This is a genomic window from Actinomycetospora termitidis (assembly GCF_030286555.1).
GTDB classification, from domain to species: domain Bacteria; phylum Actinomycetota; class Actinomycetes; order Mycobacteriales; family Pseudonocardiaceae; genus Actinomycetospora; species Actinomycetospora termitidis.
The window spans coordinates 246,958-273,330 of the sequence record NZ_JASVWF010000002.1; the positions used below are offsets into that span (position 1 = coordinate 246,958).

Here is a 26,373-nt window from a genome sequence, read left to right on the forward strand (position 1 = left end):
GGCCCGCTCAGAGACGCATCAGGTGACGGTGACGACCGTGGACGACATCGAGCCGGTGGAACGCGCTGCCGCGGACGACGCAGCTCCGCGCAATCTGAGCGAAATTGCGCTGTGGTGGTTCGGTTCAGCTGAGAGACCTGAAGGCACTACTCGGCTGCAGCCGACTTTCATCATCTGGCGGTCGCGGATGACTAGTGATTGCGCCACGAACTTGGCGCGCGTAGGAACCCGGTGAGCTCAGGCGCGGGTACCCGTGAGGTCGGCGTAGACGATGACGTTGTCTACGTAGGAGCGCGCGGTTCGGTCGAGCGCGCCTCCGCAGGTGATCAGGCGCAGCTGTGGATTGGGGGTGTCGGAGTACACCTTCGCGGTGGGGAAGGCGTCCTTCGGCGCGCGGGTGACTTCGCGGATGGTGAAGGTCGCGGTCGTGCCATCGGTCTTGGCGACGTCGACCTCGTCTCCGGCTTTGACCTGAGCGAGGCGGGAGAACACTCCTTCCTGGCCGCCGCCGTTGATGTGGCCGAGAACGACGGCGGGCCCGGGGTCGCCCGGGGCGGGGCCGTTGACGTACAGCCCGGCCTGCATCGGTGTGCTCAGCGGCGGGGTGGCGACGGTGCGGTCCTCGTTGAGCCCGAGCGGGATGAGGGAGGATTGGACACCGATCGACGGGATCGTGATCGACAGTCCGCGCTCGACGGCCGCGGCTGCGCCTCCTGGTTGCTCACCACTGCCGCATGCAGCGGTGAGGGTGCACAGGAGCAGGCCGGCGAGCAGCGCGGCGGTTCGCTTCACAGGGCCGAGCCGGTGTCGGCCGAGCCCTCGGGGACGACGGTGACCTGGTCGCCGGAGGTGTCGGCATCGCTGTCGTCGTCGTCGGTGTGGTCGACGGTGACGTCGTGGTCGACGTCGGGGTCCTCGGAGGGCTCGCCGAAGAAGTCCTCGCACGCGTAGCCGTCGTGGTCGGCATCGAGGCGGTACGGATCGGAGCGGTCGGCATCGAGCACGGCCTGGGCGGCGGGGCGAGAGACGAAGTCGCGGCAGTTCAGGTCCGGTCCCGCGGGCTTCCCCGGGCCGCCCGGCCGGTTGCCGCCTCCGTTGTCGGGCTTGGCGGGGGACGGCGGGGTCTTCGGCGGGTCGGTGACCTCGACCGGTGTCTTGGGCGGGTTGGTGCCGTCGCAGTCGAGGCCGGCCTTCACCGCCGCGTCCACGGCCTGGGAGAGGTTCATCGCGGCGCCCTTGCGAGTGGAGTCGGCCGCGGCCTCGGCCGTCATGGCCTGGTTGTGGGCGGCACGCGCAGCGGTCAACTTCGTCTGCAGATCGGCGTCGTTCGGTGCGGCGTTCGCCGCCGACTCGGCCTCGGTCACCGCCGACGATGCGTTGGTGAGCTTGGTCTTGGCGTCGTCGTAGGCGGCTTCAGCGGTGGTCTTGGCCTTCTTCGCGGTGGCCACCGCCACACACTTCGGGTCGCTGCTGTCCTGCGCGGAAGCACTCCCGGCGCTGAGCAGGAGCCCAGCGGCCATCACCGCTGCGCCGAGGCCGGCGACCAGCCGACGGTGCACGAGAACCGACAAGATTTCCCCCAGGGTCAGACAGCGACTGATCACCACCTCGACCGGAAGAGCCTCATCGTTACATCGCGCAGACCTTTCCGTCATCGACACGTGATTCGACGGAATCGACACGGAGACACGTGCAGGTCCGCGCGTGCCGCTGGTCCGGACGGGTCATCGGGGTAACGAGCAACGAGATCTCGGCGACGCTCCCGGCAGGCAGCTCGTCGGGAGGTCTCGGTGTCGTTCTACCTGCGCAAGAGCATCGGTCTCGGGCCGATGAAGGTGTCGCTGTCGTCCCGCGGCATCGGCGCGTCGGTCGGAGTACCGGGGTTGCGGGTGGGCGCCGGCCCACGAGGTGCTTACGTGTCGCTCGCCGGCGGAGCCGTCACGTACCGGGCGGCCGCTCGACGAACCAGAAGTGCGACCTCGGCAGCGTCGCCGTTCTCGAGCCCGCCTGCGCCACCGTCGCTGCTGCGGCCGAGTGACGTGGTCCTGTCGGACGTGACGGGTGCGACGACCTCGGAGATGTCGCAGACCGACGCCAGTGACCTCGTGCGCCAGCTCAACGACGCGGCCGGTTCGCCCCTCTGGTGGCCCTGGGTGCTCGTCGCGAGCCTCGTCAGCTGCGTGCTCATGCCGTTCCTGCTGCTCGTCGGGCTGCCGCTGACCCTGTGGGTCGCCTGGAAGGACACGATCCGGCGCACCGTCGTCGTGTTCTACGACGTCCAGGACCAGGAAGCGCGGCACTACCAGCACCTCGTCGACTCCTTCACCGAAGCCGGACGGAGTCGCATGGCCTGGCACGTGGTCGCGGCCGGCGCCGTCACCACCACCTACCAGCACAAGGTCAACGCCGGCGCGTCGGCGGTGGTGGACCGGCTCGCGGTGAGCCGCACGATCGACGGTCCCCGGCATCTGCGGGCCAACATCGCCGTGCCCACGCTCAGTACCTCACGGCGATCGCTGCATTTCCTGCCCGACCGCATCCTCGTCCGTGACGGTCGTCGGTACGCGGACGTGCCCTACGTGAATCTGCGCGTCGATCACCGCCTTCAGCGCTTCATCGAGTCCGGCGCCGTACCGTCCGACGGTCGCGTCGTCGACTACACGTGGCGCTTCGTGAACAAGTCCGGCGGTCCGGATCGACGCTTCAAGGACAACCGGCAGCTCCCGGTCCTCGAGTACGGCCGACTGACGCTCGACTCTCCGAACGGCTACAGCGCTGTGCTGGACTTCTCCACACCGGCTGCCGGCGGAGCACTGCACGACGGGCTCGTGGAGATGGCGGCCCCGAGGGTGATGCCAACACAGCTACGTCCCACCCGGGCCGCGCCGCCACCCAGGCAGCCTGTACCGCCGCGTCCCGCATGGGCTCCGATCGGCCGGCCCGCGCCCGCGCCTTCGACCCCGTCTTCGTCGGGGAGGCATCGGGGTGCCGGGGAGTCCGTCGACCTCGACGCGGTGCTCGCGCAGCACCGCCGGCCGGTGCTTCGGCGTCGACGGCTGTCGGCCGACGGGCGGGTGAGCGTGGTGGGGGAGAAGCACTACCAGGAGCCCCTCGTGCGGGTGGCCCGCGGAGCGACCCTCGGCTATGACTGGGATGCACTCCCCGAGGTCCCGGTCCTGCTCGTCGCGGAGCCTGCCAACCGCCACGACTCGCGGGCAGTACGTGTCGACGTCCTGATCGACGGCGGCAGCAGGTGCATCGGCTACCTCTCGCGGGAGGATGCCGCGCTCTACCAACCCCATCTCCTGCGGCTCGAAGCGTCCGGCCTCGTCGGGACCTGCCCGGGACGCATCACGGGCGGAGGCCCGAACCCCTACGGCCTGTACCTGCACCTGGCCGGTCCCGACGAGCTGCTCATCGAGAACCTCCCGGACGACCATGACGTCCTCCCCGCAGAGCGGGATGTGACCGTGACCCGAGAGGAGCACCACCAGGAGGTCCTCGCCGCCCACCACCACGGCGGCCCCGGACGTACCCGTCTGCTCGCCACTGTGTCCTCGTCCTCGGTCAGCGCGGGGAAGTACGCCGGCGACTACGCCATCGAGGTGCGGATCGACGGCAGGCGGGTCGGCGAGCTGACGGCGGCCATGAGCGCGCGCTACCGCTCACTGGTCGTCGCAGCCGAGTCGACCAGCGGCCCGCCCAGCTGCGAGTCACTGGTCACCCACGGGCACCGCGGTTTCCAGATCGAACTCCGGATGCCGAAGGCATCCGCTGCGTCGACATCGCCCGGCGGACGAGCCGTTGCTCCCGCGTCCTGAGCAGACCCTGATCGAAGGGGCTGTCGGGTGTCGCGTGCTCGTCACCGCTGGGCGACGCCGCGTAGCGCGAGGCGGGCCAGTCGTCGGGCCGTCGGCGGGTCGATGGTCCCGGCGGCGAGGACCAGGCGCATGACGGCGGGTCCGAAGAGGAGGTCGATCCCGTCGTCGGGGTCGACGTCGGCGGCGAGTTGGCCGCGGTCGATCCCGGCCTGCCAGAGCTCGCGGACGTCGTGGCGGCGGACGGCGAAGAACCGGTCGGCCAGCATCTCGGCGAGGTCCGGTTCCCGGACGGCCACGGCGAGCAGTTCGGCGTATACGATTCCTTCGCGTTCGCGGTAGTGCTCGGCGAGCCGGCCGGCCAGCGCGACGAGGTCCTCGACGGCGTCCCCGGTGTCGACCGGGCGGACCGCGGTGTCGACCCGGCGGGCGAAGGCATCGACGGCCAGGGCGGTCCGGTGGGGCCATCGCCGGTAGATCGCGGGCTTGCCGATGCCGCTGCGGCGGCTGACCGCCTCGATGGTGCAGGCGTCGAGGCCGCCCTCGAGCAGCAGCGCGTGCGCGGTGTCGAGGACCGCGTCCTCGAGGCGCTCGTCGCGGGGGCGGCCGGGCGGACGCCGGCCGACGGCGCGGCCCGCTCCGTCTCCCATGCCTGCTCCCATCGATGCGGCGCCGCCTTCGGGTGCCGAGCGTAGGCAGTCGCACTTGCCGACCACCTCCACCTCCTTTACGTTACGAAACGTACCGTAACTAAATGGAGGTCATCGTGCTCCCTCTCACGGATCGGCCCGCCGTCGCACGGGAATCGACGGCAGGACCGACTCTGGTGATGTCCCACTCGTTCGCCTTCGCCCGCCGGGAGTGGACTGAAGCCGCGGAGCTGCTGTCGGCGAGGTACCGGACGGTCGCGCTCGACATGCCGGGGTTCGGCGAGGCCGCGGACGACACCGACGGGTTGTCGATCGAGCTGATGTGCCGCCGTGTCGCCGACACGATCCGGGAGCTGGAGCTGACGCGCTACGTGCTCGTCGGTCACTCGATGACCGGCAAGGTCATGCAGATCCTGGCCGGCCACGCCGGGAAGGACCTGGGACTGTCCGAGCCGCCGGAGAAGACGGTCCTGATCACCCCGACGCCCCTCGGCACGGAGGTCGGTGGTACGGAGTTCCGGCGGGAGCTGCGGGAGATGCCCCTCGACCGGGCCGACGCCGAGGCCTTCGTCGACGCACGGGTCGCCACGCCGATCACCGACGAGCAACGGCGCCGCACGGTCGAGGACTTCCTCGCGACCAGCCGGACCGCCTGGGAATGGTGGCTCGACAGCGGCACCTACGAGGACTGGGTCGAGCGCGCCGCGCCGGTGGAGACCGAGGCCCTCGTCGTCGTCGCCGACCTCGATCCCACCTGGGGCCTGGAGATGCAGACCGAGCTCACACTCCCTCACCTCGCGCACCACCGGGTGGTCACGGTGGCGTGCGGCCACAGCGTCCCGCTCGAAGCTCCCCGACGGCTCGCGGAGCTGATCACCGAGTTCGTGGAGCAGGGGTGATGACGGCGCCCGGGGGCACCGGCCTGCGAGTCGGCCCGATCGGTCTCGGCTGCATGGGGATGAGCGGGACCTACGGGCCTGCCGACTGGGACCGGTCGGTCGCGACGATCCACCGGGCACTGGACCTCGGGGTGACGCTGTTCGACACCGCGGATATCTACGGTCGCGGGCACAACGAGGTGCTGCTGGGCCGGGCGTTGCACGGTCGTCGGGACGGCGTGCAGATCGCGACGAAGTTCGGCATCGACCGCAGCCTCGGTCGGGACGGGCAGTGGGCGCGGGGCGAGGCCGGCTACGTCCGAGCCTCCTGCGACGCGTCACTGCTCCGGCTCGGCGTCGACGAGATCGATCTGTACTACGTCCACCGGCCTCCGTCCGACGTGGAGGTCGAGGAGACGATCGGCGCGATGGCGGAGCTCGTCGACGCCGGCAAGGTCCGCCACCTCGGGGTGTCGGAGTTCGACGCCGGACTGCTGCAGCGCGCACACGCGGTCCACCCGATCGCCGTCATGCAGAGCGAGTACTCCCTGTGGACCCGCGAGGTCGAGGCGACCGCCCCGGTGCTCGCCGACCTGGGGATCGGGCTGGTGGCGTTCTCACCCCTGGGTCGTGGCTTCCTCACCGGAGAGCTCGACCGCACGGCGTTGACCCCGACCGACTTCCGGGCGCGCAACGCCCGCTTCGTCGGGGCGGCCGGTGACGCCAACGAGGCCCTCGCCGCGGAGGTCCGCCGGATCGCGACGCGGCTCGGTGCCTCCCCGGCGCAGGTCGCGATCAGCTGGGTGTACGCCCAACGGCAGCGGCTGGGGATCGAGATCGTCGCGATCCCCGGCACCACGAACCCGGACAACGTCGAGCGCAACGTCGCCGCTCTCGGCGTTGACCTCGACGCCGAGGCGCGGGACGCCCTCGCACCCCTGGCCGACCTGGTGCACGGCGAGCGCTACGGCGTCGGCTGACGGGCGTGCCGCGGGCCGGCGACGTCGGGCGAACCACCAGGGCCCGCGAGGGCGGACGTCAGCGGCGCAGCGTCTCCGACGGGAGTTCGCCGTACTTGTGGCGGTACTGCTCCGAGAACCGCCCCGGGTGGAGGAAGCCCCACGCCGCGGCCCGCGCGGTCACCGAGGTGTCGCCGGGGTGGGCGGCGGCCAGCTCGGCATGCACGCGCGAGAGTCGTGTGTCGCGGATGTACTCGCTGGGGCTGACGCCCAGGTTGCGGGCGAAGGTGACCTGCAGGGTGCGGGTGGACACACCGACGTGCCGGGCGAGCTGGGGGACGCTCATCGCCTCGTGCGCGTGGGCCTCGATGTAGTCGATGGACCGGCGCATGATCGTCGGGCGGTCCTCGGCGCGCGGGGTGCGCAGCGCGTCGGAGTACTGATGGGGCACCCCGAAGAGCAGCGCCGTCATCACGTAGGTCTCGAGCTGGGCGCGTGCCAGCAACGCCATCCCGCCCGGACGGTCGACCTCGGTCTGCAGGAGGCGCACCGCGGCCATGAGGGCGGCTCCGGGCCCCGTGCTGAGGTCCATGGAGACGTCGAACGCCACCGGGTGGTGCACGGAGCGGCCGAGCAGTCCACCGAGGTGCTCCTCGAGCGGTCCACGGGGGAACTTCATGGCGAACTGGGCGGCCTCCGGGGCCCATCTGACGGTGGATGCCTCCCCGGGCAACAGCACGGCTCCGCTGCGCCCGCCCTCGGTGATCACATGGTCCTTGCCGGCCCGGCGGGTGACCTCGGTGCGGCCGCGCAAGGTGAGGTTGACGTGGTAGCAGCGCTCGAGCGGCGGCAGGTCCAGCGAGGCCTCGGCGCCGTAGACCAGGTATCCGAGCGTGAGCCGTTCGGAGGCGACGCTGTTCAGGCGGGCGTCGAGCGGTCGCCCGCCTGCCGAGTCGAGCTCGTGCGGGACGTAGACCTCGGTGATGACGTGCCGGGCCTCGTCGACGTCGGCCGTGTTCATGACGGGGTACTGCGCGAGCGGTTCGGCGACTCCCGCCACGGGTCGTTCCATCGTGCACAGTGCCGTCACGCCGCCGCCTCCCACTCAACCCCGAGTGTCCTGGGGCACAGTGATACGTATGCAATCGCGACGCAATCGACCGGCGTCCGCTCGCTAGTTAGGGCACGACCTCGGGTGGTGGACGACAGGTCGCATGCAATCATGGGACTCATGACCGGAACGCATCCGCACCCGGACGAGGAGGCGGGGGCCCGGTCGACCGCCTATCGCCGCATCCGGGAGGACATCGTCGGCGGTGTGCTCGCGCCGGGGTGGTGGGTGCGCGAGGGGGCCCTCGCCGAGCAGCTCGGGGTCAGCCGTACGCCGGTGCGTGAGGCCCTGAACGCCCTCGCCGCCGAGGGGCTGGTGGAGATCGTCCGCCACCGGGGAGCGCGGGTCCTGCCCTGGACGATGCGCGACGTCGACGAGGTCTACTCGATCCGGGCGGTCCTCGAGGGCGAGGGTGCCCGGCTGGCCGCGATCCGGGCCTCGGACGAGGAGGTCCAAGGGCTGTGGGAGTCGGCCGAGCGGTTCGAGCAGGCAGCCCGGGAGCTCGTCGACCTGCGCGCTCGGGGCCGCGGCGGCGACGCGGCGGCGCGCGGTGCGGTCGACGCCGTGACCGAGGCCAACGGCGTCCTGCACCGGGCGGTGCTCACAGCCGCGGGTAGCCCACGGCTCACGGTGTTGCTGCGCTCCTTGTCCTCGGAGGCGCGGATCGGGCAGGTCTTCCACCACTACACCGACGCCGACCTGACCCGGAGCATGGTCGGTCACCACGACATCGTGCTCGGCATCGAGCGCCACGATGCTCCGCTGGCCGAGTCGGCGATGCGCTCGCACATCCTGGCCGCTCGCCACGCCGCTGCCCGGAGCGCCAGTGACGCTCCCGCCCCGTCCACCAGGGGAACTGCGCAGATCGACCGCGACCGTGCGCGAGAAGGATGGGGCCGTGGCCAAGGCGTTCCCTAGCGTCGTCCGGAGCAGGAATCAACGTGGATCCGGGGGTTGCACTGATGTCGATCGACGCCGACCGGTTCCGCGCGGTCCTCGGGCATTTCCCTTCGGGGGTCACGATCGTCACCGGCATCGCGAAGGGTGAACCGGTCGGGTTCACCTGTCAGTCGTTCTCCTCGCTGTCGTTGGATCCGCCGCTGGTGGTGCTGCTCCCGAGCCTGTCGTCCACGAGCTGGCCACGGATCGCGGACACGGGCCGGTTCTGCATCAACGTGCTCGCCGAGCACCAGGGGGGTCTCAGCACCCGCTTCGCGCGGTCGGGATCCGACAAGTTCAGCGGAGTCGCGTGGACGACCTCCTCGACGGGCGTCCCGGTCCTCGAGGGGGCGTGCGCGTCGATCGACTGCGAGATCGAGCAGGTCCACCCGGGTGGGGACCACCTCGTGGTGATCGCCGCCGTGGTCGATCTCGCGGCCGACTCCGCTCGTGGTCCGCTGCTGTTCCACCGGGGCCGTTACGCCCGCCGGGCCGACGTGCACGAGGCCTGACCGTCTCCGTCTCGACGGCGCGCTGCGGGCCCGACGACCGACGCCGCCGGCACGCCGGCGGGGCGCGTGGATCGGACAGACGACTGCGCATCGCGGATTTCAGCGACTCGGAAGCAATTCATACAGTGGTCCCGATCACGGTGCGGGAGGGCGTCGCGGCGCAGGTGATCACAGATGTCGCGGGTACGCGTCGCAGATGACGGAGGAATATTCATGGCCGAGACGATGACTCGGGGTCGCGAGCAGCAGATTCCGCTCGAGCATCCGCGCGAGACCGGCAGACCGTCGATCTTCAACGACCAGACGATGAAGCTCGGTCTGTTCGGCTCGAACTGTTCCGGCGGTCTGTGCATGACCGACGCGCCGACGACCTACGAGGTCACCTGGGAGCACACGCGCTCGATCGCGCAGAAGGCCGACAGGCTCGGGATGGAGGCGATGGTCCCGGTCGCCCGCTGGAAGGGCTTCGGCGGCAACGTCAACTTCAACGGCACGAACTTCGAGACCTTCACCTGGGCCGCCGGCATCGCCGAGTGCACCGAGCAGATCACCGTCTTCACCACCACGCACATCCCGACGGTGCACCCCGTCGTCGCCGCGAACATGGCGGTCACCAACGACCACATCGCGAACGGCCGCTTCGGGATGAACCTCGTGATGGGCTGGTTCACCCCGGAGATGGGGATGTTCAACCCCGAGCAGCTCGAGCACGACGAGCGCTACGTCTACGGCGGGGAATGGCTCGAGCTCGTCGAGCGGCTCTGGACCGCCGAGGGCGAGTTCGACTTCGACGGGAAGTACTTCCAGGCCAAGGCGCTGGAGTCCGAGCCCAAGCCGATCCAGAACCCCAGGCCGGTCCTCATCAACGCCGGCAACTCGAAGTCCGGCACCGACTTCTCCGCGAAGTACGTCGACATCAACTTCGCCTCGCTCGACATCGAGAAGATGCCCGACTACACGAGAGAGCTGAAGCGCAAGGCGCGCGAGGACTACCAGCGGCAGATCTCGACGATGACCTACGGGCTGGTCGTGTGCCGCGACACCGAGGCCGAGGCCAAGCGCGACCACCAGCGGATCATCGACGACGGCGACTGGCCGGGCGCCCGCAACCTCATGGGCATCCTCGGCCTCGAGAGCCAGTCCTTCGGCGACCAGCTCGAACGATTCCAGGAGCGTTTCATCGCCGGGTGGGGCGGAATGCCCTTGGTCGGAACCCCCGAGCAGGTCGTGGACGGATTCCAGAAGATCTCGGACGCCGGGATGGAAGGCACCATCATGGGCTTCCTGGACTACAACGAGGAACTCGACCACTTCGGAGAAGCGGTCATGCCGCTGCTCCGTGAGGCCGGCCTCCGCCACTGACATCTCACCGACCCGCGCGAAATGCCCTGGAGGACCCAGCCATGACACGACTCAGCGGTAAGAACATCGTCATCACAGGAGCGGCAGGCGGGCAGGGGCAGGCGGCCTGCCACGCTTTCCTGGCCGAGGGTGCGAACGTACTCGGCGTCGACATCGACGGCGAATCCCTCGCGACCCTCGAGGAGAAGATCGAGGACCGGGACCGGTTCTCCACCATCGTCGCGGACGCCTCCCGCGGGGAGGACGCCGATCGGGTCGCCGCGGCCGCGAGGGATCGTCTCGGACGCGTGGACGCCCTGTACAACAACCACGGGATCATCCTCGGGAAGCCCCTGATGGAGACCACCGAGGAGGAGTGGGACCGGATTCACGACATCGACCTGAAGAGCGTCTTCCTGCTGACCAAGGCGGTCGTCCCGCTCATGCAGGACCAGGGCGGGTCGATCATCAACGTGTCCTCGGTCGGCGGTCTCGTCGCCTTCGCGAACATGGCTGCCTACGGTGCCGCCAAGGGCGGCCTGGCGATGTTCTCCAAGGTCGCGGCGGTCGACCTCGCGCCGTGGAAGATCCGGGTCAACGCCATCTGCCCCGGCGTGATCGACACGCAGATGCCACGCAACTTCATCAGCGACCTGCCGGACCGGGACGAGATCTGGCGGGGTTTCGAGCAGGGGCACCTGACCGGGCGCCTCGGACGGGCCGACGAGATCGTCGGGCTCGCCGTCTATCTCGCCAGCGACGAGTCCACCTTCATGACCGGCGCCGTCATCCCGATCGACGGCGGCTGGTCGGTCCAGTGACCATCTCAGCATCGAGAGGACGAGACATGAGCGCCACCCGAGCCCGCACCGTTCGGTCCATCACCGCCGAATTCGCCCAGGAACTCATCGACGCCGCGGCGGCGAAGGCGGCCGAGATCGGAGTGCCCATGGTCATCTCCGTCGTCGACCACGACGGCACCCTCAAGGCCTTCCGACGGATGGACGGTGCCCCGCTCCTGTCCGTCGAGATCGCACAGAACAAGGCCTACACCGCAGCGGCGTTCGGGATCAGCACCGACGCGTGGCACGAGTTCATCAAGGAGGACGAGCCGCTGCGCCTGTCGATCGTGCACACCGACCGGCTGGTCACCTTCGGAGGCGGGTATCCCGTCACGGTCGACGGCGAGATGGTGGGTGGCATCGGGGTCAGCGGCGGGCACTACACCCACGACATGCAGGTCGCGTCCGGAGCGCTCGAGGCACTGGGCGTGTCCGGCGCGTCCTGACGACGGAGACGGCTCGGCGAGTCGTCGGCCGGCCGGGGAAACACGCCCCGGCCGGCCGGCCGGCCGGCGTGAGTGAGCACTTCCGAGTCGGAGGGCCGACAGACTCAGGCGCGGGTTCCCGTGAGGTCGGCGTAGACGATGACGTTGTCGAGGTGGGAGCGTGCGGTTCGCGCGAGGCGGACCAGCCGTCGGGCCACGGGCGGGTCGACGGCCCCGGCGGTGAGGACCAGCCGCAGGAGCCGCAACGGCGTCGACCTCAGCGGGCGAGCTGGGCGCGGATCCCGTCCATGTCGATCAGGGACCAGATCCGCGCGATCCGCCCGGCCCGGTACTCGTAGAACACGTGCTCGACGAAGGAGATCTTCTCCTTCGCGGGCGGGAGACCCCGGAAGCCCGTCGGGGTGCAGTCGAAGCGGATCCGGCATGCCACGTGGTCACCGTCGACGAGCACCAGCTCGGCGTCGTAGTGCAGGTCCGGGATCTCGTCGACGTCGCGCCGCAGCAGATCGGCGAACTCCGCGACGCGCAGGTGTCGATCGTTGTGCACGACGGGGTCCAGCAGGTGCTCACCGAGATCGTCGAACCGGCGGTCGTTCAGACAGGCGAGATACGCCCGGTACCGCGCGTCGATCGAGCTGCCGTGCACGGGGCACACCTCTCCTGGTGCAGCGGTCGGTCAGCGGCTCGCGCTGCCCGACACCACCTCGGCGTGCTCGCGGAGGGTCTCGGCCGGGTCCTGGCCGGGTTGGCGCCCGAAGCCGCAGTACATCGCGACGCCGAAGTCGTCGAGGAAGCGCGACGCGGTGGCGCGACGCCGACGGAGGCCGGGTGCGCCGTCGATCGGCAGGACGATGCCCAGGAACACCCGGGTGTCCGGGACGTGCAGACCGGCGAGCGGGGCGAAGAACGCCTCGTCCTCGCTGCGCAGGTAGCGCGGCCCGGCGAGGTGCAGCCAGTCGAGCGGACGGCCGGCGTGCGCCGCGGCGTGGTTCGCCATGCGCACGAGCAGCCCCATGTCCCGGGCCTCGAACATGGGCCACTCGGGGAACGTGCCGTAGCAGAGGTGCAGGCCGAGCAGGACCTCGTCGGGCACGTGCGGCGCGAGCCGCGACCACGGGCCCGCGAACCGGTCCCACGCGCCGTCCGGACCGCCCTCGGTCCACCCCAGGACCTGCTCGTTGTCCAGCACCTCGTAGGCCAGGTCGAACTGCAGGGCGAGGTCGTGGGCGGGGATCGCGGCGAGGACCTCGTCGATCGAGCGCCGGGTCAGGTTCTCCAAGGCCGGCCCGACGATCGCCCAGTCGCGGGCGTAGTGGTCCTTGAAGGCCCCGGTGAACACGCTCGACGGGAACGGGAAGTTGACCTGGAACCGCTGGTGGACCCCGATCACGCCCTCGTCGCGGAGCCGCGTGAACAGCGCGTACGACTCCAGCATCACCGGCACCCGCGGCCACGCGTCGAAGCGCAGGGCGTCCACGCCGTCGCGGACGGTCAGCCGCGCGGTCTCGTAGGCGTGCCGGGCGCGGCCGGTGGGGGAGGCGGTCGGCTCGAGGACCTCGATGTCCGGGTGCGGCTCGAGCAACCGGGTCCGGTCGAAGCCCACCCACGCACCCAGCGGACCCGCCTCGCCGTCGGGAAGGGCGGGAACGAGGTTCCCGACGAGGCCCGCGCCGGCCCGGAAGGCCTCCTCGGCCGACGGCGTCGGCAGGCTGCCCACCAGCAGCAGGTCGCTCGTCACGCGTCCGGTCATGCCGTCCTCCCTCGTCCGGTGTCCCGTCGGGGTCAGCCTGCTCCTCGTCCGCGTGGTGAACCATCCGACGCTCCGCTCCGTGTACCCGGGCAGGAACCCCGAGCAGAGGACGTGGCGATGACCCACAGCACCCGGACCACGGAGTCACCGGACGCCCGCACCGCGGGCCCGACCGACACGATCCTGCGGGCGGTCCAGGTGACGGCGGTCCTCTCCGTGCTGAACCTCGCCGTCCAGTTCCTGACGGCGGGTCAGATGTTCCCGCGCGGCGGACCGGTCGACGTTCACGCCGCCGGGGCGATCGTCCTGCACGTCGTGACCGGGCTGCTGACGATCGCCGCGGTCCTGTACGGCCGGGCGCACCGCGGACCGTGGTGGCCCGCTGTCCTGGCCGCGCTGGTGTTCGTCGCGAGCTTCGTGCAGGCATGGTTCGGGGAGCACACCAACCTCGCGATCCACGTGCCGGGCGCCCTGGTGCTCACGGTCGGCACGGTCTGGGTGACGGCCTGGTCGTTCACCCGCGCCGTGCGACGCTGACTCCGAGCAGCGGATGGCGGTGGGGCGGGAGCCGGGCGTGCGGGAGTCGGGGGAGGAGCTGATCCGGCTGCTGCACGAGCAGCACGGCGCGGTCCTCTGGGCGGTCGCGCTGCGCAGCACGTCCGACCGCGGCCGGGCCCAGGACGCCGTCCAGGAGACCCTGCTCCGCGCGTGGCGCCACCCCGCCGCGATCGACCCGAGCCGCGGTGACCCCCGGCCCTGGCTGCTGCGCACCCTGCGCAACGTGCTCATCGACGAGTGGCGGTCCCGGTCGTCCCGCCCGGAGCTGCTGTCCGACGACCCCGTGGGCGCGGAGTCGGGGACGGTTCCGGGCGGGTACGCGGTCGCCGACCACGCCGAGGCCGCCGTGCAGGCGTGGACGGTCGGTGCCGCGCTCGAGCGGCTCTCCGCGGAGCACCGCGCGGTGCTCGTCGAGTGCTACTACCGCGGCCGGACCGTCGGCGAGGCGGCTGCGACGCTGAACGTCCCCGCGGGCACGGTGAAGTCCCGCGTCCACTACGCGCTGCGGGCGCTGAGGCTCGCGCTGGAGGAGATGGGGGTGGGGTCGTGACGTGTCCGCACCACCTCGACGTCGGGGTCTACGTCCTCGGGGCGCTCGACCCCGCGGAGCGGGACGCCTTCGAGGCCCACCTCGCGGGCTGCGCGACCTGCACCGCGGAGCTGGCCGCGGTCGCGGGGCTGCCCGGCCTCCTCTCGCGGGCCGAGCTGCCCGCGCGCGACCCCGAGCAGGCCCCGCCGGCCGACCTCGTGGCCGGGGCGGTGCACCGCGTGCGGCGCCGACGCCGTGTTGCGGTGCTCGTCGCCGCGTCGGCCGTCGTCGTCGCGCTCGTGGCAGGGGCGGTGGTGGCGGGCCTCGTCCGCCCGGCCGCTCCCGACGCCGTCACCGCCGCCGCGCCCGTCCGCGAGGTCGTGCTCCCCGGAGTCGCCGGCTCGCAGTCGTCCGGGCGTGCCGGCCTCACCACCCGCCCCTGGGGCACCCAGGTCGCCCTGACCTGCGTCTACGAGGGGGCTCCCCGTCCGGCCCCCGCGCCGGACGCGCCGCGTACCACCTACGTGCTCGTCGTCCGGGGCGCCGACGGGCGGGTCGAGCAGATCGCCAGCTGGAGCCCGCCCCCCGGACAGGACGTCCGGGTGGCGGCCTCGACGGACCTGCCGCCCGACCGGGTCGCGGGTCTGGAGGTCCGGACCGCGTCCGGCGACGTCGTCATGCGTTCCTGACGGCGTTCGCGTCGGCCTGGGTGCCGACGGTCCAGCCGACGACGGTCGAGGGCCGGCGCTCGTGCCAGGGCAGGGCACGCTCGAGGTCCCCGGCGAGACCGATCAGGGTGGCCTCGTCGGCGTACGGCGCGACGAACTGGACACCGATCGGCCAGTTCTCCTCGGTGATCCCGAGCGGGAGCGAGATCGCCGGGTTCCCGGTGACGTTGGAGAGCGCGGTGAAACCGGCCGTGCTGAAGATCCGGTCGTACCACCCGCGCGCCTCGAGGGCGGCGTCGTCGGCGTTCAGGTGGCCGGCTGCGGTGTTGGGCACGTTCATCGTCGGGGTGAGGATCAGGTCCCACTGCTGGTGGAAGACGCCGACGGCGCGGCGGACGACGTTGAAGGCCCGTTCCGCGGCGTAGATGTCCGAGGCGCGCAGGGTCCGGCCGAGCTCGGCGCACGCGAGGGTCGTCGCCTCCAGGAGCTCCGGGCCGGGCCGGACGCCGAGGGCGGCGGAGATCGTGTCGATGCCGTCGGCGAGGAACGAGCACCAGGCGACGAAGTTGGCGTCGTCGAACATGGTGGGGTCGAGGTCCGGGGCGGCGCGATCGACCTGGTGTCCCAGGCCCTCCAGGGTCCGCCCGACGGCCTCGACCGCCTCGACGCAGCGCGGGTCGACCGCCCCGTTCCCGGAGAAGGGCTCGGTGTGCAGCGCGATGCGGAGCGGGCGGCTCCCGGCGTCGGCCTCGGCGGCGTAGGGCCGGCGGGGGTCGGGCAACAGGTAGCGGTCGCCGGGCTCGTAGCCGTGGACGGCGTCGAGCAGACCGGCGCAATCACGGACCGTCCGGGTCAGGGCGAACTCGACGCCGAGACCCATCAGGGGGTCGCCGTAGTCCGGGCCGGGGCTCGTGCGTCCCTGGCTGGGCTTGAGCCCGACCAGGCCGCAGGCCGCGGCGGGGATCCGGATGGAGCCGCCGCCGTCGTTGCCGTGGGCGACCGGCAGGGCCCGGGAGGCGACGAGGGCGGAGGCGCCGCCGCTCGACCCGCCGGGGCTGCGCGCGAGGTCCCACGGGTTGCGGACCGAGCCCGTGGCCACCGGTTCGGTGTTCGCGTTGAACCCCATCTCCGGCGTGGCGGTCAACCCGAGGGTGGCGAGCCCGGCCCGGCGGAAGCGGGCCATCAGGTGGGTGTCCGCGGGCATGGGCACCCCGTCGCCGAGCAGCCGGCTGCCCGAGCGGGTCGGCACGCCGGCCGCGTGGGTGATGAGGTCCTTGACGGCGAACGGCACGCCGGCGAACGGCCCGTCGGCCGCGTGGTCGAGCGGGGCGTCGAACGGTCCGCTGACGAGCGCGTTGACCTCCGGCTGCACCGCCTCGAGGGCCTCGGTGGCGGTGCCGGCCACCTCGGCGGCGCTCACCTCGCCGGATCGGATCAGGGCCGCCAGAGCGGTCGCGTCCAGGTCGGCGTACTCGCTGAGCTTCATCGTCGTGTCCCTTCTGACCAGGTCCGCAGGACGCTAGGGGCGGTGGGCGCCCGGGACATCGGTCGGTTGACGGAGCGATCGCGAGTGCTCGACCATCTCGACGTATGACCGCCCTGGCCGCCGCGCGCGAGCTCAGCGGCTCCCTGGGCCGTCGCGAGGGCCGTCCGGCCACGGTCGCCATCGCCGAGGGGCTGGGTCGGGTGGTGCGTTCCGACTGTCTCGCCCTGTCGGTCTGGGACCCGGTCCGCCGCCGCCACCGGACCCTCGCCTCCTCCTACCCGGCCGCGGTGACCGCCTTCCTCGACGCCGTGATGCACACCGACCCGCTCTTCGCCGTCGTCCGCGGGGGCGGCTTGCCAGTGCGGGTGCGCGATCTCGCCCCGGCGCAGCGCGGCGGCGAGATCTTCGACTCCGTCATCACGCCGTGCGGGTTCCGCGACGGCCTCACCCAGTGCCTGTTCGCGCCCGACGGCCGCTACGTCGGCATGCTCAACGCGAGCACCCTCGACACCCGTCATCCCGACGACGACGCCGTGTCCCTGCTGGTGCTGCTCGCCCCGCAGCTCGGCGCCGCGCTGGACCCCGCCCCGGTCCCGGACGCGCCGGTCCGGCGCCTGGACGACGGCGTCAGCGAGGGCCTGCGGCTGGGCGCGGACGGCACCGTCGTCCCCCTGACGGCCGCCGCTCGGCCGGACCTGCTGCTCGCACCCTCGCCCCTGCTCGCCGCCGCGCGTGCCCTCCGCTCGGGCCCCGTGCGCCGGCTGGTCGTCCACCGGGAGACGGTGCACGACGTCGAGATGTACCGCTCCGGCCCGGACGTCGTGGTGCTGTACGGCGAGGTGCCGCCGCCGTGCGGGCTCACGGTGCGCGAGCTCCAGGTCCTCGCCCGGGTCGCGGAGGGGGAGAGCAACCCCGAGGCCGGCGCGCACCTGGGCATCGGGGCGCGCACGGTCGCGTCGCACGTCGAACACATCCTGACGAAGACCGGCTGCCGCAACCGGGTCGACGCGACCCGGACGGCGACGGCGTGGGGGCTGCTGTGCTGAGGGGCCGGGCACCGCGACCCGACGGTCGGCTCAGGCGGACACCGGGGTGTCGGTGCCCTCCAGCGTGAACCCCTCGTAGCCCTTCGCCGCGACGTCGGCGAGCTGCTGGCGGTACGCCCCGATGCCGGCCATGTAGAACATGACCGCGTTCTTCTTGCCCGGGATGTTCGCCCCGAAGATCCACGAGTCGGCCTGCGGGAAGAGCGTCATGTCCGCGATCTCCCGGCACGTCGCGGTCCAGCTCTCCTCGGCCGCCGCCGTCGGCTCGACGGTGCGCGCCCCGGACTCCTCGGCCGTGCGGACGAGCTCGCCGATCCACTCGACCTGGGACTCGATGCTCGGCGGGAGGTTGGTGAACGGGCCGTTCGGGCCGAGGATCATGAACATGTTCGGGAACCCGGCCTTCGACACCCCGAGGTAGCTGGTGGGGCCGTCGGCCCAGTGCTCGTCGATGTGCCGGCCGCCGCGTCCGCGCAGGTCCATGGCGCGGTAGTTGCCGTCGACGGCGTCGAAGCCGGTGGCGAACACCAGCACGTCGAGCTCGTGCTCCACGCCGTCGGCGGTCCGCACGCCGCGCTCGGTGATCTCCTCGATCGGGTTCTCGGCGATGTCCACCAGCTCGACGTCGTCGCGGTTGTAGGTCTCGTAGTAGCCCTCGTTGCACAGCGGGCGCTTCGCGTAGAGGTCGGTCGGGGTGAGCTTCCGCGCGGTCTCCGGGTCGTCGACGATCTCGGCGATCTTCGAGCGGATGAACGCGGCCGCGGCGGCGTTCGCGTCCGGGTCCGTCGCGATGTCGGAGAACGTGCCGAACATGAACCGGAAGCCGTTGCCCTTGTCCCAGTTCTCCTGGAACACCCGCCGGCGCTCCTCCTCCGAGACACTCATGGCCTCGACGTCGCTCTCCTCGAACCCGAACGCGACCTTCGAGCCCCGGACCTGCTCCCAGATCGACCCGAAGTCCTCCTTGGTCCGGTCGACCTCGGCCTGGTCCACCGGCCCGTTGCCGGAGGGCACGACGTACTGCGGGGTGCGCTGGAAGACGGTGAGGTGCTCCGCGGACCGGGCCGCCGCGACGATGAACTGCGTCCCGGTCGAGCCCGTACCGATCACGCCGACCCGGCGCCCGGTGATGTCGAGGTCGGCGGGCCAGGCGTTCGTGTGTACGAGCCGTCCGGCGAAGCGGTCGCGGCCGGGGAGGTCGGGCATGTTGCTGCGGGCCAGCAGGCCGAGCGCGTTGACCAGGTACCGGCACGTGGTCGCGCTCCCGTCGGACGTGCGCACCGTCCAGAGCCCGGTGTCGTCGTCGAAGTGCGCGGCGGTGACCTCGGTGTCCAGACGGATGCTCCGCCGCAGGTCGAAGCGGTCGACGACGTGCTCGAGATAGGCGAGGACATCGGGCTGGTCGAGGTAGCGGGTGCTCCAGTCCCACTCGTTGAGCAGGTCCTCGTCGAAGGAGTAGCGGTACACGAAGCCCTCGGTGTCGGACTTCGCGCCGGGGTAGCGGTTGAAGTACCAGGTCCCGCCGATCCCGCCGCCCTTCTCGAACGCCTGCACGGACAGGCCGAGCCGGTCGCGCAGGGTGTGCAGCATGTAGATGCCGCCGAAGCCGGCGCCGATCACGACGGCGTCGACGTCCGGGGTGGTCGTGGTGCTCATGGTCGTCTCCTCGGGTGCTGTGAGCGGGGTCAGCGCCGGTACCAGGCGGCGATCGCGGCGATCTCGTCGTCGGCCTCGGGGGCGTGGCCGGCGCAGAACGGGAAGACGTGCTGCATGTCGTCGACGACGGACAGGGTCACGTCGACGCCCGCGGCCTCGGCGTTCGCGGCGAGCCGGGTGGCGTCGGCGGCCAGCGACTCCGCACCACCCGCGTCCACGTAGAGCCGGGGGAGCCCGGTCAGGTCGGCGTACAGCGGGTTCGCCAGCGGCGTCCGGGGGTCGATCGCCCCGCCCGCGAGGACGCCGGCGATCATGCCCTCGAGCAGGGGAACCGTGACGAGGGCGTCCGTCTCCGCGTTGGTCACCAGCGTCTCCCCGCGGTTCTCCATGTCCAGCCACGGCGAGAACGCGATGACGTGGCCGGGCAGCGGGAGCCCCCGTTCCCGCAGCGCCAGCGGGATCGCGACGGCGAGGTTGCCGCCGGCCGAGTCGCCGATCGTCGTGATGTCGGCCGGGGCGATGCCGCGCTCCGTCAGCCCCGTGAAGGCGGCGACGCCGTCCTCGACCTGCGCGGGGTGCGGGTGCTCCGGGGCGCGGCGGTAGTCGAGCACGAACGCCGTCACCCCGAGGGCCTTCGCGACGTGCCCGGCGAGCTTGCGGTGGCTCGCGGCCGAGCCGACCGCGAACCCGCCGCCATGGGTGTAGAGCAGGACGCGGGAGGCGTCGGCGCCCGCCGGGAGCGTCCAGATCCCCGGCACCCCGCCGACGGTGTCCTCGCGGTAGCTCACGTCCTCCGGCTCGCGGGTGGGCTGGTGCCACTCGTCGAAGATCGCGCGGAAGAGCCGCGTGGTGAGGTCCGGCGTGCTCGCGATGATCCCGGACCAGTCCGCGTAGAGGGCGCGCAGCGCCTCGGCGCCGGCCGAGGTCTGCGGGACGCGGGTCGACGGCGTCGTCGTCATCGGTCTCCTCCGTGAGGTCGGGTGGCGGTGTGACCTGGACCTCACGATGCGCGGGAGGCACCATCGACGGGCGTTCCATTTCGGAACGTCTCGCGGGCGAGCCCCGACGCGGACGATGGGCAGGTGAGCACCATGGCGAGCACGCGGAGCCGGGTGCCTGCCCTCTCGTCCCGGGAGCACGCGCAGGTCCGGCGCAGCCGCGAGGCGCTCGTGGGCGGGGGACTGCTGGACGTGCCGCCGGGCACGGCCGGGGTGCCCCGGGTCATCGAGCAGAGCTGGCGGCGCTGCGTCGGCGAGCAGGTGCCCGTGGCGCCGGCGCGCATCGACTACCGCGAGCCCGAGCCCTCGGCCCTGCGCCGGGCGGCTGAGCCGGTGCTCGACCGGCTGCGCTGGAGCCTCGCCGACGTCGCGGTCGCGATGGTGCTCTCGGACGCCGACGGTCGGATCGTCGCCCGCTACGCCGACGTCCGGCGCCAGCGGACGCTGATGGACCGCGCGTGCGCGGCCGAGGGCTTCGACTACTCCGAGGCGTCGATCGGCACCAACGGGCTCGGGACGGTGCTGGTCGAGCGGCGACCCGTGCTCGTCCGCGGTCCGGAGCACTATAACGCCGAGCTCGAGAGCCTCACCTGCGCCGGGACGCCGATCGTCGAGCCCTACACGGGCCGCGTCGTCGGCTGCTTCTCGCTCGCGTGCGCGACCCGCGACGTGCACCCGATCATGACGGCGCTCGCCGGTGACGTCGGGCGGCAGATCGAGGCCGGTCTGCTCGACCAGGCCGGGGAGCGGCGCCGCGGGCTCGTCGAGGCGTACCTGGCGGTCGACCGGGCCGACGGACCGTCCCTCGTGGTCGACGAGGACACGGTGCTGGCCAACCGCGCCGGGCTCGCGCACGTGGGCCCGGACCTGCACGCCCTGCTGTGGACCCACCTGCGCGAGCACGGCCGGTCCGGGCGGATGCCCGTCCCGCTGACCGACGGGTTCCACGACGCGTTGGTCGAGCCGATCTCCGACGGCGGGCGGCCCGCCTTCGGGGTCCGCCTGCTCCCTCGTCCCGACGACGGGTCGCGGCGTTCGCCGCGGCCCGCACCCGCCGTCGGGAAGCCGCTGCACCACGACCCCCGGGTGGCCGGGCAGCTCGAGGAGGCGCTCGCCCACGGTGAGCCGGTCGCGGTCGTCGGGCCCGGCGGCGCGGGCAAGTGCCGCACCGCCCGGGCGCTGCTCCGGCGGCGGGGGATGGACCCGCTGGTCGTCGAGCCGGCGCTGGACCCGGACTGGTCCGCGACGGCGGGTGCGGCCGTCGCGGCCGGGCACGGCGTCGTGCTCCGGCGCGTGCACGAGCACCCGCAGCCCACGGTCGGGCAGCTGCAGTCGCTCCTCGTCGGGCCGGGCCCCGTCGCGCTCACCCTCGACCTCGACGCCGCGGACGACGCGCTCGTCGGGACGGTGCGCCGCCTGACCACCGTCGTCCGGCTGCCGACGCTCGCGCAGGGCCGGGAGCACCTGCCTGCTCTGGTCCGCGAGATCGCCCCGACCGCGCGCTTCTCCCCGGATGCGTGGGAGCGCCTGCTCGCCTGGTCCTGGCCCGGAAACCTCGCCGAACTGCACACCACGGTCGCCGCCGCGGCCCGGCGGGCCTCGGGTGGCCTGGTCGAGGAGGACGACCTCCCCGAGGACCTGCGCGGGCCGCGCCGTCCGATGGGCCTGCTGGAGTCGGCCGAGCGGGACGCGGTCGCCGAGGCCCTCCGCGCCTCGGGCGGCAACCGGACGGTGGCCGCGCGGTCGTTGGGGATCGGGCGGAACACCCTCTACCGCAAGATGCGCGAGTTCGGGCTGCACTGACGGCGGGCGTCAGCCGAGCCCGCGCCCGCCGTTGACGGGGAGGACCTGGCCGTTGATCCAGGACGCCTCGTCGGAGAGCAGGAACGTGACGGCCGAGGCGATGTCGTCGGGGACGCCGAGGCGGGGCGCATGCACCCGGGTGAGGACCTCGGCCTGGTAGTCGTCGGAGTTCAGCGTCGCCGACTGCTCGGTCAGGACGAGCCCGGGCGCGACCGTGTTGCAGCGGATGTTCCGCTTGCCCCACCCGATCGCGATGTGCTTGCTCAGCGCGAGGATGCCGGACTTCGACGCGCCGTAGGCGACGCGGTTCGCGTCGCCGTAGAGCACCAGCCCGGAGATGGTGTTCACGATCGCCCCGCCACCGCTGTCGAGCAGTGCCGGGATCGCGTGCCGGGCCATGAGGAAGTAGCCGGTGAGGTTGACCTCGAGGCTGCGCCGCCACACCTCCAGCGGCACCGTGACGACGTCGGTGTCGCGGCCGAGGGTCTGCGCCGAGGTGTCCGCGGCGACGTTGAAGAGGCCGTGCACCGCGCCGAACGTCTTCGTCGCGACCTCGACGAGGTCCGCGCACGAGGTGTCGTCACTGATGTCGAAGACGCTCCCGACGCACTCGCCGCCGGACCCGGCGATCTCCGCGACCGTGCCGTCGACGCCCCGTCCGTCGAGGTCCCCGACGACGACCCGGGCCCCCTCGCGGGCCAGCCGCACCGCGGTGGCCCGGCCCAGGCCCGATCCGGCGCCGGCCACGATCACGACCTTGTCCTGCATCCTGTCCACGAGACGTACTCCTTCCTCAGGCCGCGGTCAGCCGGACGGGGAGACTGCGAAAGCCCCGCAGCGTGTTGTTCAGCATCGGCACGGGCTCGCCGGTGAGCTCGATCGTCGCGACTTTTCGGGCCACGGCGCCGATCAGCGCCTCCGCCTCCATGCGCGCGATCGGCTGCCCGATGCACTGGTGGATGCCGCGTCCGAAGGTCATGTGCCCGTCCTCGGAGGTCCGGTCGATGTCGTACCGGTCGACCGTCGGCCCCCAACGGCGCGGGTCCCGGTTCGCGGAGGCGACCAGCAGCATCACCTTCTGGCCCTCGCGGATCGGGATGCCACCGATCTCGGTGTCCCGGGCCGGGGTGCGGTAGTTCTGCCGCACGACGCTGTCGAGACGCAGGGACTCCTCGTAGGCGAACTTCGCGCGCCGCGGGTCGGCGACGAGCTTCGCGTACTCACCGGGATGGGTGGCGAGGTGGAAGAGCGTGTAGGCGATGCTGTGGATCGTCGTGTCGATCCCGGCCCCGAGCAGGGAGCGGACGAGGTTGGCGGCCTGGTCGGGGGTGAACTTCCCGGCGTCCGCGGCCTCCCAGATCGCACCGCCCACGGTGCCGCGGGCGACCGCGTCGCGGGCGCAGCTCGCGCGGATCCACTCCTGGACGGCCGCGAGGTCGCCGACCGCGGCGATCTCGGCGCGCGCCCGCTCGGTCTGCGGCCCGAGGGACTCGAACAGGAAGGTGCTGTAGCGCAGCAGGTTCTCCCGTCCCTCCGGTGGTGCCCCGATCACCGCGTCCGGGATAACGCGGAGCGGGAAGGCCTCGGCCAGGTCCGTCTGCGCGTCGGCCAGGCCCTTCTCCAGGGCGAGGTCGACGATCGTGTCCGCCGCCTCGGCGAAGGTCTGCCGCAGCCGCCGGAGATTGCGAGGCGCGAGGATCTCGCCGATCACCGACCGTACGGCGGTGTGGTCCGGCTGGTCGCTCTCGAGCAGGATGGCGGGCTCGCGGAAGCTCTCGCCCTTGGTGCGGTCCAGGATCCCGGCGCCGCGCCCGCTGATGAACAGGTCGTTGCGGACGTGCAGCTCCCGCAGCTCGGCGTCGCGGCCGACCGCGACGATGTCGTAGCCGAGCGACTGGTCCACGCGGACGACCGGTCCGGCCTCGCGCACCTCCTCCCAGAACGGGAGCGGATCGGTCAGGACCTCGGTGCTGTAGGGGTCGACGGCGACGTGGGGGAGTTCGACGGTCTGCATGGTGGTGGCTCCTCGGTGGTTCAGAGGTCCAGCACCAGGCGCGGACCGCGGGCCCGGGAGACGCAGATCATCATCGTCTCCGAGTCCTCGCGTTCCGCGTCGGTGAGGACCGCGTCGCGGTGGTCGACCTCGCCGGCGAGGACGGTGGTCTCGCAGGTGCCACACGTCCCTTCGCCGCAGGAGGACAGGGTCTGCACGCCGGCGTCCCGGACCGCCTCGAGCACGGAGCGGCCGGGCGGCACGGGGACGGTGCGATCGGACCGTGCGAGCTCGACCTCGAACGGCGTGTCCTCGCGGTCGGTGATCGCGAGCGGGGCGAACCGCTCGACGTGCAGGGACTCCGCGGGGGCGTGCTCCGCCACGGCGTCCAGGAACCCGGCGGGCCCGCAGGCGTAGACCTGGGTCCCGGAGGGCGTCGCGGCGAGCAGGCCGGCGAGGTCGAGCAGGCCCCGGTCGGCGTCGACGTGGAGGTCGACGCGGTCCGGCCAGCGCCGGGCGAGGTCGGCGGCGAAGGCCATCGAGCCCGCGGTGCGGCCGGCGTAGACCAGTCGCCAGTCCGCACCCCGGGCGGCCGCCTCGTCGATCATGCTGATCAGCGGCGTGATGCCGATGCCGCCGGCCAGGAACAGGTAGCGGCCCTGCTCGTCGAGGGCGAAGTGGTTGCGGGGCCCGGCGACCCGGACGTCCCGTCCGACCGCCAGTTCGTCGTGGCAGAACGCCGATCCGCCCCGCCCGTCACGCTCGCGCAGCACGGCGACCCGCCAGGTGCCGGTGGCGGACGGGAGCAGGCTGTACTGCCGGACCAGGTCGTCGCCGAGGTGGAGATCGATGTGCGACCCGGGCGTGAAAGACCCGAACGGCGCGTCCGCGGCGCTCGCGGCCAGCACGATCTCCACGACGCCGTCGGCGACGACCGTTTTCGTCACGACCCGAGCGTCGACGAGGTGGCCGGTGGCCGGGGCTGCGGATGTCAGTGGTGGTGTGGTGGCGCTCAAGACCGGCTCCTGGCTCGTCGTCGAGGCGGGTGGTGGAAGGGGGGACGAGGGTTCAGCCGGTGCCCTCGACGATGACGATGCGTCGCGACATGCACTTCCGGGCCACCTCGATGGCCGGCGCGTAGGTGCTCGAGGTGTAGAAGGCGCGGGCGTCGTCGAGGGTGTCGAAGCCGAGCACGACCACGGTGACGCCGTCGTCGAGCTCGCCCTCGAGGACCTCCGGCGTCCGGTTGCGCACCAGGTAGCGGCCGCCGAACTCGGCCACGGCCTGCCGGGCGATGGAGCGGTACTCGTCGAGCAGGTTCTCGTCGGTGGTGACGATCTCGCTCAGCAGATAGGCCGTCATGTCTCCTGCTCCCAGGGGTCGATCAGGACGCGGCCGGTGCGGCCGCGTCGTGCGGTGGCCGCCATCGCGCCGGCGGCGTCGTCGAGACCGAAGGTCTCCGGGCTGTCGACGGGGATGCGGCCGCTCGCCACCTCCGCGAGCACGTCGTCGAGGACGGCCGCGACCCGTGCGGGGTCGTCCAGGTGGTCCAGCAACCAGAAGCCGGTGACCGTGCGCGAGCCCGGGATCAACGACCGCGGCGCGAGGGTGGCGGGGAGATCGCTCGAGCTGCCGTAGGAGACGAGGGTCCCCCGGCGGCCCAGGGCGCCGGCCGCCGCCTCGAGCACGGGCCCGCCGATCGAGTCGAGGACGAGGTCGATCGGGCCGTCCGCCGCGTGGCGCAACGCCGCTCCGAGGTCGTCCGCGTCGGTGCGGACGACCGCTGACGCCCCCGCGGAACGCAGCCGGTCCTCCGGCGCCGTCGGCGAGGCGATCGCGACGACGTGCCGCTGCCCGCGCACGGCCGACAGCCGCAGGAGCAGCGTCCCGACGGCGCCGGTCGCCCCCGACACCACGACGCCGTCGTCCTTCGTGGGTCGGGTCGTGTCCAGCAGCAGGCCGGCGGTGAGCCCGGGGACGAACACCGAGAGCGCGGACTCGTCGTCGAGACCCTCGGGGACGGGGTGGACATCGCGCTCCCGGACCGCCACGTACTGGCCGAAGCCACCGCATCCGCAGAGGGCGAGCACCGTCTCGCCGGTGTCGGTGCGCGTCCCGACGATCTCTCCGCCCGGAACGAACGGGAGTTCCTCCACGCGGCCGGTCAGATGATTCAGGCCGGTGCGGCAGGCCCGTTCGTCCGCGAAGTTCACGGCGGCACGTCGGACTCGCACGAGCACGTCCCCGCACGCCGGCTCGGGAATGGGGATGCGCGTCGTCGTCAAGGTTTCGGCGCTGCCGCGTTCGGCCTGCAGAACGACCGCCATGGTCACGTTGAACACCTCCGATGACTTCCCAGGAAGTCGACTTCCGGAGAAGTTAGGGGACGT

At 72.1% G+C, this 26,373-nt stretch carries 28 protein-coding genes and 1 pseudogene; 14 read left to right on the forward strand and 15 right to left on the reverse strand.

Annotated elements, in window-relative coordinates; all coding sequences use genetic code 11:
• Positions 1-237 precede the first annotated feature (237 nt).
• Together QRT03_RS09075 and QRT03_RS09080 are read right to left on the reverse strand one after the other, a co-directional pair.
• The gene (locus tag QRT03_RS09075; protein ID WP_286052351.1) at positions 238-792 is read right to left on the reverse strand and encodes a class F sortase; all 555 of its coding nucleotides are present in this window, start codon (positions 790-792) and stop codon (positions 238-240) included.
• Positions 789-1,682, reverse strand: coding sequence for a hypothetical protein (locus QRT03_RS09080; protein WP_286052352.1), 894 nt, complete (start codon positions 1,680-1,682; stop codon positions 789-791). Before QRT03_RS09080 ends, QRT03_RS09075 begins: the two co-directional genes overlap by 4 nt.
• Positions 1,683-1,790: 108 nt before the next feature.
• Here QRT03_RS09080 and QRT03_RS32165 point away from each other — a divergent pair.
• Positions 1,791-1,913: pseudogene (locus QRT03_RS32165) on the forward strand (DUF4236 domain-containing protein); the annotation flags it as partial.
• Positions 1,914-2,078: 165 nt separating this feature from the next.
• A complete protein-coding gene (locus tag QRT03_RS09085; protein ID WP_286052353.1) occupies positions 2,079-3,821 on the forward strand; it encodes a hypothetical protein in 1,743 nt (580 codons plus the stop codon).
• A gap of 41 nt (positions 3,822-3,862) precedes the next feature.
• Here the strand turns inward: QRT03_RS09085 and QRT03_RS09090 are convergent, their stop codons facing one another.
• A complete protein-coding gene (locus QRT03_RS09090; protein ID WP_286052354.1) occupies positions 3,863-4,468 on the reverse strand; it encodes a TetR-like C-terminal domain-containing protein in 606 nt (201 codons plus the stop codon).
• Between the two features lie 179 nt (positions 4,469-4,647).
• Here QRT03_RS09090 and QRT03_RS09095 point away from each other — a divergent pair, with 179 nt between their 5' ends.
• A complete protein-coding gene (locus QRT03_RS09095) occupies positions 4,648-5,367 on the forward strand; it encodes an alpha/beta fold hydrolase (RefSeq protein WP_286052355.1) in 720 nt (239 codons plus the stop codon).
• Positions 5,367-6,326 (forward strand): aldo/keto reductase, encoded by a 960-nt coding sequence (locus QRT03_RS09100; protein WP_286052356.1) that lies wholly within the window; start codon positions 5,367-5,369, stop codon positions 6,324-6,326. Before QRT03_RS09095 ends, QRT03_RS09100 begins: the two co-directional genes overlap by 1 nt.
• 58 nt (positions 6,327-6,384) lie before the next feature.
• Here the strand turns inward: QRT03_RS09100 and QRT03_RS09105 are convergent, their stop codons facing one another.
• Positions 6,385-7,365, reverse strand: a complete 981-nt coding sequence (locus QRT03_RS09105; protein ID WP_286052357.1) for an AraC family transcriptional regulator — start codon at positions 7,363-7,365, stop codon at positions 6,385-6,387.
• 171 nt (positions 7,366-7,536) lie between these two features.
• Here QRT03_RS09105 and QRT03_RS09110 point away from each other — a divergent pair, with 171 nt between their 5' ends.
• From QRT03_RS09110 to QRT03_RS09130, 5 genes are all read left to right on the forward strand, one after another.
• The gene (locus tag QRT03_RS09110; RefSeq protein WP_286052359.1) at positions 7,537-8,334 is read left to right on the forward strand and encodes a GntR family transcriptional regulator; all 798 of its coding nucleotides are present in this window, start codon (positions 7,537-7,539) and stop codon (positions 8,332-8,334) included.
• Positions 8,335-8,378: 44 nt separating this feature from the next.
• Positions 8,379-8,867 (forward strand): flavin reductase family protein, encoded by a 489-nt coding sequence (locus QRT03_RS09115; protein WP_286052360.1) that lies wholly within the window; start codon positions 8,379-8,381, stop codon positions 8,865-8,867.
• A gap of 213 nt (positions 8,868-9,080) precedes the next feature.
• Complete coding sequence (locus tag QRT03_RS09120) at positions 9,081-10,229, forward strand: LLM class flavin-dependent oxidoreductase (protein ID WP_286052361.1); 1,149 nt, start codon at positions 9,081-9,083, stop codon at positions 10,227-10,229.
• Positions 10,230-10,270: 41 nt separating this feature from the next.
• Positions 10,271-11,029, forward strand: a complete 759-nt coding sequence (locus QRT03_RS09125) for an SDR family NAD(P)-dependent oxidoreductase (protein WP_286052362.1) — start codon at positions 10,271-10,273, stop codon at positions 11,027-11,029.
• Positions 11,030-11,055: 26 nt separating this feature from the next.
• A complete protein-coding gene (locus QRT03_RS09130) occupies positions 11,056-11,496 on the forward strand; it encodes a GlcG/HbpS family heme-binding protein (RefSeq protein WP_286052363.1) in 441 nt (146 codons plus the stop codon).
• Positions 11,497-11,600: 104 nt separating this feature from the next.
• On the opposite strand, the gene QRT03_RS09135 is transcribed toward QRT03_RS09130, so the two are convergent.
• From QRT03_RS09135 to QRT03_RS09145, 3 genes are read right to left on the reverse strand one after another with little or no spacing between them, the layout of a single operon-like run.
• Positions 11,601-11,741 (reverse strand): hypothetical protein, encoded by a 141-nt coding sequence (locus tag QRT03_RS09135; RefSeq protein ID WP_286052364.1) that lies wholly within the window; start codon positions 11,739-11,741, stop codon positions 11,601-11,603.
• An 11-nt stretch (positions 11,742-11,752) separates the two neighbouring features.
• Positions 11,753-12,142 (reverse strand): ester cyclase, encoded by a 390-nt coding sequence (locus QRT03_RS09140; RefSeq protein ID WP_286052365.1) that lies wholly within the window; start codon positions 12,140-12,142, stop codon positions 11,753-11,755.
• A 30-nt stretch (positions 12,143-12,172) separates the two neighbouring features.
• Positions 12,173-13,246, reverse strand: a complete 1,074-nt coding sequence (locus QRT03_RS09145) for a hypothetical protein (RefSeq protein WP_286052366.1) — start codon at positions 13,244-13,246, stop codon at positions 12,173-12,175.
• A 117-nt stretch (positions 13,247-13,363) separates the two neighbouring features.
• Here QRT03_RS09145 and QRT03_RS09150 point away from each other — a divergent pair, with 117 nt between their 5' ends.
• From QRT03_RS09150 to QRT03_RS09160, 3 genes are read left to right on the forward strand one after another with little or no spacing between them, the layout of a single operon-like run.
• The gene (locus QRT03_RS09150) at positions 13,364-13,783 is read left to right on the forward strand and encodes a hypothetical protein (protein WP_286052367.1); all 420 of its coding nucleotides are present in this window, start codon (positions 13,364-13,366) and stop codon (positions 13,781-13,783) included.
• A 13-nt stretch (positions 13,784-13,796) separates the two neighbouring features.
• Positions 13,797-14,354, forward strand: a complete 558-nt coding sequence (locus QRT03_RS09155) for a sigma-70 family RNA polymerase sigma factor (RefSeq protein WP_286052368.1) — start codon at positions 13,797-13,799, stop codon at positions 14,352-14,354.
• Positions 14,351-15,022 (forward strand): anti-sigma factor family protein, encoded by a 672-nt coding sequence (locus tag QRT03_RS09160; protein ID WP_286052369.1) that lies wholly within the window; start codon positions 14,351-14,353, stop codon positions 15,020-15,022. Before QRT03_RS09155 ends, QRT03_RS09160 begins: the two co-directional genes overlap by 4 nt.
• Here the strand turns inward: QRT03_RS09160 and QRT03_RS09165 are convergent.
• Entirely contained in the window at positions 15,009-16,487 is a 1,479-nt protein-coding gene (locus tag QRT03_RS09165) for an amidase (protein WP_286052370.1), read from the reverse strand. The two genes, QRT03_RS09160 and QRT03_RS09165, sit on opposite strands and share 14 nt — an antisense overlap.
• Before the next feature lie 104 nt (positions 16,488-16,591).
• Between QRT03_RS09165 and QRT03_RS09170 the strand changes: the two genes are divergently transcribed.
• Positions 16,592-17,533 (forward strand): helix-turn-helix transcriptional regulator, encoded by a 942-nt coding sequence (locus tag QRT03_RS09170; RefSeq protein WP_286052371.1) that lies wholly within the window; start codon positions 16,592-16,594, stop codon positions 17,531-17,533.
• 30 nt (positions 17,534-17,563) lie between these two features.
• Here QRT03_RS09170 and QRT03_RS09175 read toward each other — a convergent pair whose 3' ends face one another.
• Positions 17,564-19,189 (reverse strand): flavin-containing monooxygenase, encoded by a 1,626-nt coding sequence (locus QRT03_RS09175; protein ID WP_286052372.1) that lies wholly within the window; start codon positions 19,187-19,189, stop codon positions 17,564-17,566.
• Between the two features lie 29 nt (positions 19,190-19,218).
• Positions 19,219-20,148, reverse strand: coding sequence for an alpha/beta hydrolase (locus tag QRT03_RS09180; RefSeq protein ID WP_286052373.1), 930 nt, complete (start codon positions 20,146-20,148; stop codon positions 19,219-19,221).
• Between the two features lie 132 nt (positions 20,149-20,280).
• Here QRT03_RS09180 and QRT03_RS09185 point away from each other — a divergent pair, with 132 nt between their 5' ends.
• A complete protein-coding gene (locus QRT03_RS09185; RefSeq protein ID WP_286052374.1) occupies positions 20,281-21,990 on the forward strand; it encodes a sigma-54-dependent Fis family transcriptional regulator in 1,710 nt (569 codons plus the stop codon).
• 9 nt (positions 21,991-21,999) lie between these two features.
• Here QRT03_RS09185 and QRT03_RS09190 read toward each other — a convergent pair whose 3' ends face one another.
• From QRT03_RS09190 to QRT03_RS09210, 5 genes are all read right to left on the reverse strand, one after another.
• Positions 22,000-22,758, reverse strand: coding sequence for an SDR family NAD(P)-dependent oxidoreductase (locus QRT03_RS09190; protein ID WP_286053341.1), 759 nt, complete (start codon positions 22,756-22,758; stop codon positions 22,000-22,002).
• A 25-nt stretch (positions 22,759-22,783) separates the two neighbouring features.
• Positions 22,784-24,004 (reverse strand): cytochrome P450, encoded by a 1,221-nt coding sequence (locus QRT03_RS09195; protein ID WP_286052375.1) that lies wholly within the window; start codon positions 24,002-24,004, stop codon positions 22,784-22,786.
• 20 nt (positions 24,005-24,024) lie between these two features.
• The gene (locus QRT03_RS09200) at positions 24,025-24,930 is read right to left on the reverse strand and encodes a PDR/VanB family oxidoreductase (RefSeq protein ID WP_286052376.1); all 906 of its coding nucleotides are present in this window, start codon (positions 24,928-24,930) and stop codon (positions 24,025-24,027) included.
• Between the two features lie 121 nt (positions 24,931-25,051).
• Positions 25,052-25,345 carry a DUF1330 domain-containing protein gene (locus QRT03_RS09205; RefSeq protein WP_286052377.1) on the reverse strand — a complete coding sequence of 98 codons (294 nt, stop codon included), beginning with the start codon at positions 25,343-25,345 and terminating at the stop codon, positions 25,052-25,054.
• Entirely contained in the window at positions 25,342-26,310 is a 969-nt protein-coding gene (locus QRT03_RS09210; protein ID WP_286052378.1) for a quinone oxidoreductase family protein, read from the reverse strand. The genes QRT03_RS09205 and QRT03_RS09210 overlap by 4 nt, the downstream gene beginning before the upstream one ends.
• Positions 26,311-26,373 lie beyond the last annotated feature (63 nt).

Bases quoted from the DNA above. Each gene is read 5' to 3' on its own strand.
- QRT03_RS09170 (WP_286052371.1), top strand. From the start codon at position 16,592: ATGACCGCCCTGGCCGCCGCGCGCGAGCTCAGCGGCTCCCTGGGCCGT.
- QRT03_RS09195 (WP_286052375.1), bottom strand. From the start codon at position 24,004: ATGCAGACCGTCGAACTCCCCCACGTCGCCGTCGACCCCTACAGCACC.
- QRT03_RS09085 (WP_286052353.1), top strand. From the start codon at position 2,079: ATGTCGCAGACCGACGCCAGTGACCTCGTGCGCCAGCTCAACGACGCG.
- QRT03_RS09120 (WP_286052361.1), top strand. From the start codon at position 9,081: ATGGCCGAGACGATGACTCGGGGTCGCGAGCAGCAGATTCCGCTCGAG.
- QRT03_RS09190 (WP_286053341.1), bottom strand. From the start codon at position 22,758: ATGCAGGACAAGGTCGTGATCGTGGCCGGCGCCGGATCGGGCCTGGGC.
- QRT03_RS09130 (WP_286052363.1), top strand. From the start codon at position 11,056: ATGAGCGCCACCCGAGCCCGCACCGTTCGGTCCATCACCGCCGAATTC.
- QRT03_RS09100 (WP_286052356.1), top strand. From the start codon at position 5,367: ATGACGGCGCCCGGGGGCACCGGCCTGCGAGTCGGCCCGATCGGTCTC.
- QRT03_RS09090 (WP_286052354.1), bottom strand. From the start codon at position 4,468: ATGGGAGACGGAGCGGGCCGCGCCGTCGGCCGGCGTCCGCCCGGCCGC.
- QRT03_RS09155 (WP_286052368.1), top strand. From the start codon at position 13,797: ATGGCGGTGGGGCGGGAGCCGGGCGTGCGGGAGTCGGGGGAGGAGCTG.
- QRT03_RS09115 (WP_286052360.1), top strand. From the start codon at position 8,379: ATGTCGATCGACGCCGACCGGTTCCGCGCGGTCCTCGGGCATTTCCCT.
- QRT03_RS09150 (WP_286052367.1), top strand. From the start codon at position 13,364: ATGACCCACAGCACCCGGACCACGGAGTCACCGGACGCCCGCACCGCG.
- QRT03_RS09175 (WP_286052372.1), bottom strand. From the start codon at position 19,189: ATGAGCACCACGACCACCCCGGACGTCGACGCCGTCGTGATCGGCGCC.
- QRT03_RS09185 (WP_286052374.1), top strand. From the start codon at position 20,281: ATGGCGAGCACGCGGAGCCGGGTGCCTGCCCTCTCGTCCCGGGAGCAC.
- QRT03_RS09205 (WP_286052377.1), bottom strand. From the start codon at position 25,345: ATGACGGCCTATCTGCTGAGCGAGATCGTCACCACCGACGAGAACCTG.
- QRT03_RS09180 (WP_286052373.1), bottom strand. From the start codon at position 20,148: ATGACGACGACGCCGTCGACCCGCGTCCCGCAGACCTCGGCCGGCGCC.
- QRT03_RS09125 (WP_286052362.1), top strand. From the start codon at position 10,271: ATGACACGACTCAGCGGTAAGAACATCGTCATCACAGGAGCGGCAGGC.
- QRT03_RS09145 (WP_286052366.1), bottom strand. From the start codon at position 13,246: ATGACCGGACGCGTGACGAGCGACCTGCTGCTGGTGGGCAGCCTGCCG.
- QRT03_RS09095 (WP_286052355.1), top strand. From the start codon at position 4,648: ATGTCCCACTCGTTCGCCTTCGCCCGCCGGGAGTGGACTGAAGCCGCG.
- QRT03_RS09210 (WP_286052378.1), bottom strand. From the start codon at position 26,310: ATGGCGGTCGTTCTGCAGGCCGAACGCGGCAGCGCCGAAACCTTGACG.
- QRT03_RS09110 (WP_286052359.1), top strand. From the start codon at position 7,537: ATGACCGGAACGCATCCGCACCCGGACGAGGAGGCGGGGGCCCGGTCG.
- QRT03_RS09165 (WP_286052370.1), bottom strand. From the start codon at position 16,487: ATGAAGCTCAGCGAGTACGCCGACCTGGACGCGACCGCTCTGGCGGCC.